At 32.7% G+C, this 10636-nt stretch carries 8 protein-coding genes, 1 other RNA gene and 1 pseudogene; 2 read left to right on the forward strand and 8 right to left on the reverse strand.

The annotated features are described in order from the left end of the window. Positions 1-56: 56 nt before the first annotated feature. Entirely contained in the window at positions 57-2585 is a 2529-nt protein-coding gene (locus TDSAC_RS05175; RefSeq protein WP_108309201.1) for an EAL domain-containing protein, read from the reverse strand. Between the two features lie 238 nt (positions 2586-2823). Between TDSAC_RS05175 and TDSAC_RS05180 the strand changes: the two genes are divergently transcribed. Next, entirely contained in the window at positions 2824-3015 is a 192-nt protein-coding gene (locus TDSAC_RS05180) for a YgaP family membrane protein (RefSeq protein ID WP_108309202.1), read from the forward strand. An 81-nt stretch (positions 3016-3096) separates the two neighbouring features. After that, positions 3097-3443: RNase P RNA component class A (rnpB, locus tag TDSAC_RS05185), an RNA gene on the forward strand. Positions 3444-3472: 29 nt separating this feature from the next. Here rnpB and TDSAC_RS09275 read toward each other — a convergent pair. From TDSAC_RS09275 to TDSAC_RS05220, 7 genes and pseudogenes are all read right to left on the reverse strand, one after another. Further along, positions 3473-3871: pseudogene (locus tag TDSAC_RS09275) on the reverse strand (signal peptidase II); the annotation flags it as partial. Between the two features lie 22 nt (positions 3872-3893). Continuing rightward, on the reverse strand, positions 3894-5129 hold the full coding sequence (gene ahcY / locus TDSAC_RS05195; RefSeq protein ID WP_108309203.1) for an adenosylhomocysteinase: 1236 nt from the start codon (positions 5127-5129) through the stop codon (positions 3894-3896). Continuing rightward, a complete protein-coding gene (gene ileS / locus TDSAC_RS05200; protein WP_108309204.1) occupies positions 5113-7869 on the reverse strand; it encodes an isoleucine--tRNA ligase in 2757 nt (918 codons plus the stop codon). Before ileS ends, ahcY begins: the two co-directional genes overlap by 17 nt. Before the next feature lie 54 nt (positions 7870-7923). Further along, entirely contained in the window at positions 7924-8934 is a 1011-nt protein-coding gene (gene mtnA / locus TDSAC_RS05205; RefSeq protein ID WP_199919710.1) for an S-methyl-5-thioribose-1-phosphate isomerase, read from the reverse strand. Between the two features lie 26 nt (positions 8935-8960). After that, on the reverse strand, positions 8961-9521 hold the full coding sequence (locus TDSAC_RS05210) for a class II aldolase/adducin family protein (RefSeq protein ID WP_108309205.1): 561 nt from the start codon (positions 9519-9521) through the stop codon (positions 8961-8963). Then, positions 9505-10368 carry a purine-nucleoside phosphorylase gene (locus tag TDSAC_RS05215; RefSeq protein WP_108309206.1) on the reverse strand — a complete coding sequence of 288 codons (864 nt, stop codon included), beginning with the start codon at positions 10366-10368 and terminating at the stop codon, positions 9505-9507. The genes TDSAC_RS05210 and TDSAC_RS05215 overlap by 17 nt, the downstream gene beginning before the upstream one ends. After that, positions 10365-10634 carry a DUF167 domain-containing protein gene (locus TDSAC_RS05220; protein WP_108309207.1) on the reverse strand — a complete coding sequence of 90 codons (270 nt, stop codon included), beginning with the start codon at positions 10632-10634 and terminating at the stop codon, positions 10365-10367. The genes TDSAC_RS05215 and TDSAC_RS05220 overlap by 4 nt, the downstream gene beginning before the upstream one ends. Positions 10635-10636: the final 2 nt, after the last annotated feature.

Below are 10636 nucleotides of genomic sequence, written 5' to 3' on the forward strand. Positions count from 1 at the left end.
AACTTACAAAAATATGTGAGCTTATTTAGCATTTATAAAGTAGCTTTACAATACCACTAAAAATTAGTCTTGTCAATAGGCAAAATTTTATTATTAGTTATTATAAAATCCTCAAAATCAGCCTGGGGAAGTGGTTTTGAAAATAAAAATCCTTGAAAATAGTCACACCCAATATTTCTTAGTATTTCAAATTGTTCTATGGTCTCTACACCCTCAGCTATTGTTTTTATGTTTAATTTTTTAGCAAGAAAGATTATTGCTTCTACAACTTTTTTCGTACATTCGTCAAGAATATTTCTTACAAAAGATATATCAATTTTAATATAACTTATATTTAACTTCGAAATGTATGAAAGAGAAGAGAACCCTGTACCAAAATCATCCAGCATAAAATGGATATCGATGTTTAACAACTTTTCTATTAAATCCTTTGTATACTCTAAATCTTCCAAAAAAATTCTTTCAATAATCTCAATTCTCAATAAATTTGGATCTATATTAAATTTTCCAATCTTCATATACAAAATATCAATAATATTTTCTCTTTTTAAAGTTTTATAAGAAAAATTTACAGAAAGTGGAACTTTAACTCCCTTTAAAACAAGCCTCGAAATAATCTGCAAAGCTATATCAAGAATGTATTCTTCTACATAAACTATCATGTTAGTGTTTTCAAGATAAGGAATAAATTTCATAGGAAGAATTACTTCATTCTTTTTCTTCCATCGAAGCAGGCCTTCTGCTCCTACAATGTTAAAATTTTTGTCTACATAGGGTTGACAATACAATACAAATTCTTTTTTTGAGATAGCATCTTCAAGGCCGCTCCTAAAAATAAGCATTTCTTTGGCTCTTAAACTAAGATCGTTTCTAAAAAAGCCAATACAATTTTCGCCTTTTTGTCTTGCATCTAAAAGTGCTGTTAAAGCTTTATTAACTAATTGATCTGCACTATCACCATCTTTGGGGTAGATGGTTATTCCAATATTAAAGGATACTGAAATTAACTGATTGTTATCCACAAAATAACTTTTTATAAGAACATCTAATAGTTCATAAGAGAGATTTAAAATATCCTCTTCAGATTTTTTATTTTTTACAAAAACTGCAAATTTATCAGATTCAAACTTGGCTATTATAGCATCAGGTCCAAAAAAAGATCTCAATCTCTGTGCAATTTGGATTAATATCATGTTGCCATTATCAAACCCAAAGGCCTGGTTAATAATTGTAAAATTTAATGGATTTATTTTTATAACAGCTAAAATTGGCTTTTCAGGTAAGGATTTTTTTATAAACGAATCAACTTCAGAATAAAATGAAATTCTGTTTAAAAAACCTGTCAAATTGTCAAAATAATTTCCTGAAATATCTTTTCCTAACAATACATATTTTTGCTTCTTATCACTCATCGTTACAGAAAAAATTATTATATCAAGATAAAACAAAGACTCGTCTTTCCTTTTACCTACCAAATTAGAGTGAAAGATAGAACCCTTTTTTAAAATTTTAAACATATTATCAAAAAAATCAGTTCCATCATACTTTGACTGAAATACTCTTATATCATTGCCAATAAGTTCATCCTTAGAAAAACCTGTAATTTTTAATAGTGCCTCATTTGCAAACTGAATATGCCCACTTTCATCCATAACAAGAAAACATTCATGTGTTTTTTCGCTGGCTTTCTGAAGCAAAATTAAGTTATTCTGATATTCTATCCTTTCTAAAGCAAAAGAGATGTCATTTTTTACCTCTTCTAAAAGTTCTACAACCTCTTTCGAGCTAGATAATTTCATAGAATCATAAATCATAAATAAGTATTTAACTTTATTATCTTTCAGTATGGGTACAGAACAAATTGAGTACGTATTGAATTCCTTGTAATATTCATGCCAATAGCTCAGAGTTTTGCTATTCATTACGTCAGATAAAACAACAACTTTCTTAGTATAATATGCTTTTGCTATTGACCCCTTACCATATGGTGCATCTGGATCAATACCCATATTTAAGTTTTCAAAAGCTAACTTTTGATCCTTTGACTTTGATTCTATAAACTTAGGTTTAAATCTCTTGCTTTCCTCATCAATAAACCCAATGCTTGCAAGAGTAAACCCTACATCGTTTACAAGAATTTCACATATGGTCTTCAACAAAACATCTTCATTCTCTTCCCTTATAATTAGTTGGTTAATTTGTTTTAGTGTATAAAAAAGCTTTTCGATTGACTTTTCTCTTGTTCTATCTAGAACTATCACAAGATAAGAAAGCTTTTCTTTATAAAGAATTTGATATGTAGATGTTTGTACTGGAACTAAGCCATTTTTACACTTATAATAACGATATTCAATCTCTTCGTAAAAATAATTATTGCTTAAACTTTTCTTTGAAAATTCATTCATATACTCCCTATCTTCAGCAAAAAAGTCTGAAAAGTTCATTTTAACAAGATCTTTTGTATCATACCCTACTATTTGAGAAAATTTATCGTTAACAAAAACTATTTTTCCACCTTCTTGATGAATACATATACCAAATATTTTTGAATTAATAAAATTATTCAAAAAGCTATCATCTATCATTTTTTACCCTCGTTTCAAGTAGTATTTGAAATAAAATTTTCTTAAAATATTATTTGTTTATTTTATATCAAATTAATATTTTCATAATTATTAAAGTCTGCTGGAAATCAATTGATTATAAAATGAACGTCATTGCAAAAGATTTTTTAATTAACATTAAGAAGTAAGTTAGAAAAAATATTAAACTAATTTTATATTAGCTGTATAATAAAATTAATACCAAAGGAGGTGTAAAAAAATGAAACAAAATGAAGGCACAATAGACAGAATCATAAGATTTATTTTAGGACTTGTTCTTATTTATTTAGGTTTTTTAATGCAATTCAATACAGTTGGTATTATTTCAACTATTATTGGAATCGTTCTCCTCTTTACAGCAGTCACAGGATATTGCGCACTTTACAGCATTTTAAAAATTTCTACAAAATGACTGCTACTCTTACTTTTGATTATTTTGCTTTATTAAGTAAAAAGTGTTATAATTAATTTGTTAAACTTAAGTCAATTCAAACAGGACAGGCGCGCAACTTACAAGCTAACTGCTTGAGGAAAGTCCGAGCTCCTCTGGGCAGGATGCTGGTTAACTGCCAGAGAGGGAAACCTCTGGATAGGGCCACAGAAAAAAACTACTATCCTTTGATAGTACAGGTGAAAAGGCGAGGTAAAAGCTCACCGGCAGAAGAGCGATCTTCTGGCCCGGCAACCCCCATCCGGAGCAAGGCCAAATAGGGAAGGAGATAGCCCAGGTCGTTATTACTTCCGGGTAGGCCGCAAGAGGCTAAGGGAAACCTTAGTCCCAGATAAATGGTTGCGATCCTTTTTAGGATACAGAACTCGGCTTATAGCCTGTCCTGTTTTTTAGAGTTGTTTAAATTGTAAAAAATTAATAATAAAATTCCAATATCTATATACACATCTGACAAATTAAAAACGGGCAAGATATGAATATCTATAAAATCAATTACCTGATGAGAACCTAAAACCCTATCCAGTAAATTGCTAGATACTCCAGCAATCAAAAAAGACAAAGAAATCCTAAGATTCGGAGATTTAAACCATAAAATTATGCAAGATAGTAAAAAAATAGATCCTACAAATATAAAAAAATATGTCTGGCCACTAAAAATCCCCCACGCCCCCCCTAAATTTTTTACCAGGGTAAAGTGTATAAAAAAGAAGTCACAGCTTCTTACTGACAAAATCTTTACAGCAAAAAATTTTGTTAATCTGTCAAACGAAAAAAGAAATAAAGTTAAAGCTATATAAAAAAAGCCCTTTAAATTCAATTTTTTAGTTGTCTTAATTAAATTACCAGGATTTCATATACTTTTTTTGCTCGTCACTTAAGGAGTCGATGCTTGTACCCATTGATTCAATCTTTAATCTGGCTATTTCCCTGTCAATTTCTATTGGCACAGGATAAACTCCTATTTCTATTTTGTTGTTCAATAAATAAAGTGCACTCAAAAATTGATTTGCAAAGCTCATATCCATTACACTTGAGGGATGCCCTTCAGCAGCTGCAAGATTTACAAGCCTGCCTTCTCCAATCAAAAATACTCTTTTCCCGTCTTTTAAAGTATACTCATCCAGTTCATGTCTGATTCTTCTCTTTGAAACTTTTTGTTCTTCCATTTTATCTACTTCAATTTCAACATTAAAGTGACCTGAATTCGCCAATATTGCCCCATCTTTCATCTTTAAGATATGATCAAATCTAATAACGTTGCAATTACCTGTAACAGTAATGAATATATCTCCTATTTTTGCAGCCTCATCCATTGGCATAACATCAAAACCATCCATTATTGCCTCAAGAGCCCTTACAGGTTCAACTTCGGTTACTATTACCCTTGCACCCATTCCTTTAGCCCTCATGCTCACGCCTTTTCCACACCAGCCGTAACCTGCAACCACTACTCTTTTTCCGGCAAATAAGATGTTGGTAGCCCTAATAATACCATCCAGAGTACTTTGACCCGTTCCATATCTGTTGTCAAAAAAGTGTTTCGTCATTGCGTTATTCACAGCTATAAAAGGAAATTTTAACAATTTTTCTTTATGAAGAGCTTCAATTCTATGAACGCCTGTGGTAGTTTCTTCGCAACCTCCAACTACCTTATCTGCAAGCCTCGGATACTCTTTATGCAGGGTAACAGTTAAATCAGCTCCATCATCAATTGTTAGATCTGGCTCAGACTCAATACATGTTCTAATATTATTCCAGTAACTTTTAGAATCTTCCCCTCGTTGTGCAAAAACAAAAATTCCTTCTCTTGCAAGGTATGCTGCCACCTCATCGCTAGTGCTGAGAGGATTTGATGCACACAGATATATTTGTGCACCTGCATCTCTAAAAGTTGTTATTAAATTTGCAGTTTCGGTAGTTACGTGTAAACACGCAGCAATTTTTTTCCCGCTAAAGGGTTTTATATCTTTATATTTTTTTCTAAGAATAGCGAGAACTGGCATCTCACGATATGACCATTCAACCTTTTTTGCACCTTCATCTGCTAAGCCAATGTCTTTAATTTGATAGTTCATCTAAAACCCTCCTACATCTATCACAGATTTTTAGTTCGCTAGTTGCTACACTTTCCTGATATTGCCAGCACCTTTCACATTTTTCACCCTTTGCATGAAAGACTTCTATCCCAAAGTCATCATTCTCAAACGAAAATTTGGAATTAGACATTTTATCAATAGTAACCTGAGAAACTATTAATATCTCTGGTAATATATCCTTATACTTTAACAACGTATCCTTTAACTTTTCATTCTTTGGAAAAATATTTACATGTGCCTCTAATGAAGATCCTATTAGCTTATCCTTTCTTGCCTCTTCCAGAACCTTTTTTGTCTCATCTCTAATCTCAAGCAAAACATCAAAATCCACAGGCCTTTCAACTCCCTCCAAATTTTTCAACACATCAGGATACGAAGCAAAAAAAACGCTTTCAGGAAGTGTGTTATCAATCTCCCTTAAGTATTCCCATGCTTCTTCAGAAGTAAACGATATTATTGGGCAAAGGATTATTAAAAGGTCTTTTAACATCCTATAAATAACTGTTTGAGCAGATTTTCTTTCACTATCAAACCCTGCATAAAGCCTATCCTTTAAAACGTCTAAATAAAAAGCACTTAAATCTATGGTCATAAAGGACTTTACTTTATAAAGCATTTTGTAAAATTGGTAATTATAGAAGTATTGATCTATTTCCTGGATAAGGTCGTTAAATTCGGAATAAATATATCTGTCAAGAATAAGCCATCTATCAGGAGGCATTGAATCTTTCGGGTTAAAATCATTTAATAAACTAAGCATATACCTGATAGTATTTCTTAATTTTCTATATGTATCAGATTGTTGTTCCAATATTCTACCTGAAATTGCTACATCGCCCGTATAGTCAGAAGATGCTACCCAAATTCTTAAAATATCAGCCCCACTTTTTTCTATAACCTCAAGAGGTGCGATCACGTTCCCCCTTGATTTTGACATCTTGTAGCCTTCTTCATCAACAATAAAGCCGTGAGTTAAAACGCTCCTATATGGTGCCTTTCCAAAAACAGCTGTAGAAGTTAGTAAAGATGATTGAAACCAACCCCTGTGTTGATCTGTACCTTCTAGATACATGTCAGCAGGCCATCTGAGCTCTTCTCTTTGTTTTAACACACACGCATGGCTTGAACCAGAATCAAACCATACATCCATAATATCAGTTTCTTTTCTAAAATATTTTCCACCACATGACGGACATTTATAATCTCCTAAAATTTGAGAAGCGTCTTTTTTAAACCAGGAGTCTGAGCCTTCTTTAGAAAACATATCACAGACCTTGTTTATTGTTTCATCGTTAACTATAGTTACATTGCACTCCTCACAATAAAAAGCAGGAATAGGCAGACCCCAGGATCTTTGTCTTGAAATACACCAATCCGCTCTATTGGATATCATAGCGCTCATCCTCTCGAGACCACTTTCAGGAATCCATCTAACCTCTCTCGTAGCCCTTAGTGCTTCTTCTCTGAATGCGTCTACTGACGCAAACCACTGTTCAGTGGCTCTATATATAAGTTTTCCTTTACATCTCCAGCAGTGAGGATAAGAGTGTTCAACTTCGCTTTTAAAAAGTAGTAATCCATTCCTTTCTAGATCTTCGATTACAGCCTTGCTTGCATCGTGAACAAAAAGACCTTCAAATCTTTGAGCTTCCTTAGTAAATACGCCTTGATCGTTTAAAAGAGATTCAACCTCTAAATTTTTCTGAACACCTACTATATAATCCTCTGGACCGTGTCCTGGAGCCACATGAACAATTCCAGAACCATCTTCCATACTTACAAACACCGCGGTTACAACAATTGATTTCTTTTCAGGAAAGAGTGGATTAGATGCTATTATTCCCTCTAAATCTTCTCCTCTAACAGTTTTTATAACTTTATAAGTGCTCAAGATCCCTTCAAGTGCTTTCAACCTTTCTTTTGCAACAAGAATACGTTCATTCTGGAACTGAATCAAGTCATAAAGCGAATCTGGTTTTACAGCAAGTCCCTTGTTTGAAATTAACGTCCAGGGAGTAGTTGTCCAAATAAGTATCATGTCGCCTCTTTCCAATACACCTCTGCCATCAAATACAGGAAATTTTACAAAAATTGATGGAGAAATAGTATCGTAATACTCCACTTCAGCTTCAGCTAAAGCAGTTTCACAGGATGGACACCAAAAAACTGGTTTTAGACCCTTGTAAATATATCCCTTTTTATACATTTCCCAAAATATCCTAATTTGCATTGCCTCATATTTTGGATCCATTGTAATATAGGGTTTATCCCAGTATCCAAATACTCCAAGTCTGATAAACTGTTTTCTCTGTCTATCAATAAACTTCAAAGCATGTTCTTGACACATCTTTCTAATGTCTGTTACAGTAAACTCTTTTTTATTTTTACCTAGTGTCTTTAAGGCCTGAAATTCTATAGGGAGGCCATGGCAATCCCATCCAGGTACATACGGAGTGTATTTCCCTTTGATCATATAATACTTGTTTATCATATCCTTCAAAATTTTATTAAAGGCAGTGCCTAGGTGAATATCTCCATTTGCATATGGAGGACCATCATGGAGTAAAAAGAATTCATTATCAGCCCTTAATTTTATAGCTTTTTCAAAAACGTTTTCCTTTTGCCATTTTTTTAAAAGCTCGGGTTCCCTTTGTGTAAGTCTAGCCTGCATTGGAAAATTAGTTTTTGGTAGTTTTAAAGTTTTTTTGTATTCAACCATCATACAACTCCTTTATTATTTATATCAGAAATTAACATCCTCAAAAATATAAAATTAATCGAGCAAAGTCAATATCTCATTTGGGCTGTATACGCCACTTTCAGTTATAATTGCCTTAATAAACTTTGCAGGAGTAATGTCAAAAGCATAGTTTAGAGTAATAGTATTCTCTTTGTTTGTAAGCGAATTCATACATCTTACAACTTCAGCTCCATCTCTTTCTTCTATAGGAATCTCTTCTCCCGTTGCTATAGAAAAGTCAATAGTACTCATGGGCGCCGCTACATAGAAAGGAACATTATAATAATTAGCTGCTAAAGCATGCATAAATGTGCCAATTTTATTAGCTGTGTCACCATTTGCAGCAATTCTATCTGCTCCAACTATAACAGCATCAACCATAAAATTTCTCATTAGCATTCCCGATGCTGAATCCACAATTAAAGTGTATGGAATAGCGTCTCTTTCTAGCTCAAAAACTGTAAGTCTTGCTCCCTGTAAAAGAGGTCTAGTTTCAGAAACATACACCAAATTCAGTTTTCTCATTTGAAACATTTTCCTAATAACCCCAAGTGCAGTCCCAACACCTGGAGCTGCAAGAGAACCAGTATTACAGTGAGTTAAAACGTTCCCCTTCGGTAAAACTTTCGCTCCATTTATAGCAATTTTTTCATTTATTTCTATTTCCTGAAGATATAAAGAATATATAAAATCAAATATTTCATTTAAATTGATACATTTACCAACAAAATCTACCACCTTATCTACACCCCAAGAAAGGTTTACTGCTGTAGGGCGACAATTTTTAATTCTATTAGCCTCCTTCTTGAGTAATGCATCATCGCTTAGAAGTTTATTATCGTTAAAGATAGATAAATATAGAGCAAAAGCTCCACAAATACCAATAGCAGGCGCACCTCTAACCCTAAGGTTTTGTATGGCCTCAATTATCATATCTGTATTAGATAATTCAAGCCATACCTCCTCAAATGGCAGTTTTGTCTGATCGAGCAATAATAAAGAATCTCTTTTAAATTTCATTGATTCAAATATATGTCTGTGCATAAAAGTCTAAGCTCCTTAAATTAACATTATTTCTCGAATAGTTTCAAATGCCAGGCCAACTTTGCACTTTCTTCTAAAAGCTCAGATAAATAATAACACTCTTTGAGAGTTTTACCAACTACAATTGTCCCATGATTTTCAAGTATTCCAACTTTAACATCATTTGATAGATGTTCAACAACCTTTTTTCCTAATTCTGAACTTCCAGGTTGAGCAAATGGTATCAGTGGAATTTCTTTCAAATAAATCCTTGCTTCTTCAGTAAATACTGGAATAGTGATTCTTAAGAGTGCAAAAAGGGTAGCATAAAATGAATGAGTATGAAAAATTGCTTTAACAAAAGGCAATTTTCTATAAATTTCAAGATGCATTGGATATTCGGAAGATGGCTTATAATTATTTTTAAAGGTTCCATCAATATCTATTATGCTAATTTTCCATGGCAAAACGTCAAAAAATGAAAATCCAGAGGGTTTTATGTATATTTTATTATTTTTAAAAAGACTTATATTACCACCTTTAGCCCTGGCAAGCCCTCTTAAATAAGCAATTTGAGACCAAACAAATAAATCAAATCTTGGTTGCATCGACTTTACCAGCAAGATTAACTATCAGATCTCTTAACTTATCACTATTATTCGAAACCACTTCTATAACCTCTTCTGCAGAGGTCTTTAATGGATGGTCTGGGCTTGCAATGTTCGATATTAAAGAAAAACAAAGAGTTTTTATTTTTAAAGCATTTAGAGCTATAACTTCCATAACTGTTGACATCCCAACAATATCAGCACCCATAGTTCTCATAGCTTTTAGTTCTGCAGGAGTCTCAAAACTAGGGCCTAAAACGCCTACATACACAACTTCTTTTGGCTCATATCCTAAAACGCTCACAGACTCAGATTTTGCCAGAATTCTCAATTTTTTGTTATAAGCATCACTCATATCTACAAATCTTTCACCAAAATATATATCTGCTAATCCAATCAAAGGATTATATCCTGTAAAATTAATATGATCCTTTACAATTACTACCTCTCCAACTTTTAAACTGCTATTAATCCCACCAGAAGCATTAGTTAGATAAGCTATATTTGGCTTAAATCTAGAAAGAACTACTATAGGAAATATTACTTCCCAAACGCCATAATTTTCATATAGATGAAACCTACCCTCCAAAATTATATAGGGTTTCGAATTTATGTGGACCAGACTTAATTGGGAACGATGAGATGGAGCAGATGCTTTTGGGAAAAATGGAATTTTATCATATTTGATTATTAAATCCTTTTTTAATTTATCAAACGCCTTTCCAAAACCGGAACCAAGCTCAATTATACCTTCTATCTTCTCTGGTAAAAAATCCCTCAAATACCTTGAAGCAGCCTCACAATTTGCCTTAAATTCAAATTCATTTAAAAAGGAATAGCTTTTCATATCTTCCTATTGCACCCATCCTTTATTTTTTTTAAAATATTTTCTGATTTTATTAGTAAAATTTTATTTTTGCTCTTTTTTCCGGAAAATATTTCAACATCTTTTCTTTTGCAATCAAAAAATTCTGAAATCAGTTCTATAACTCTTTTATTTGCTCTTCCGTCTTCTGGCGGAACACTTACCTTACAATAAATTATCCCATCCTTTATTTCAACAGCTTCCTTTTTTGCATTTGGAGTAACTCTAAGCTCAACTTTATAATCCATAG

Origin of the sequence: Thermodesulfobium acidiphilum (assembly GCF_003057965.1) — a bacterium.
Taxonomy (GTDB): domain Bacteria; phylum Thermodesulfobiota; class Thermodesulfobiia; order Thermodesulfobiales; family Thermodesulfobiaceae; genus Thermodesulfobium; species Thermodesulfobium acidiphilum.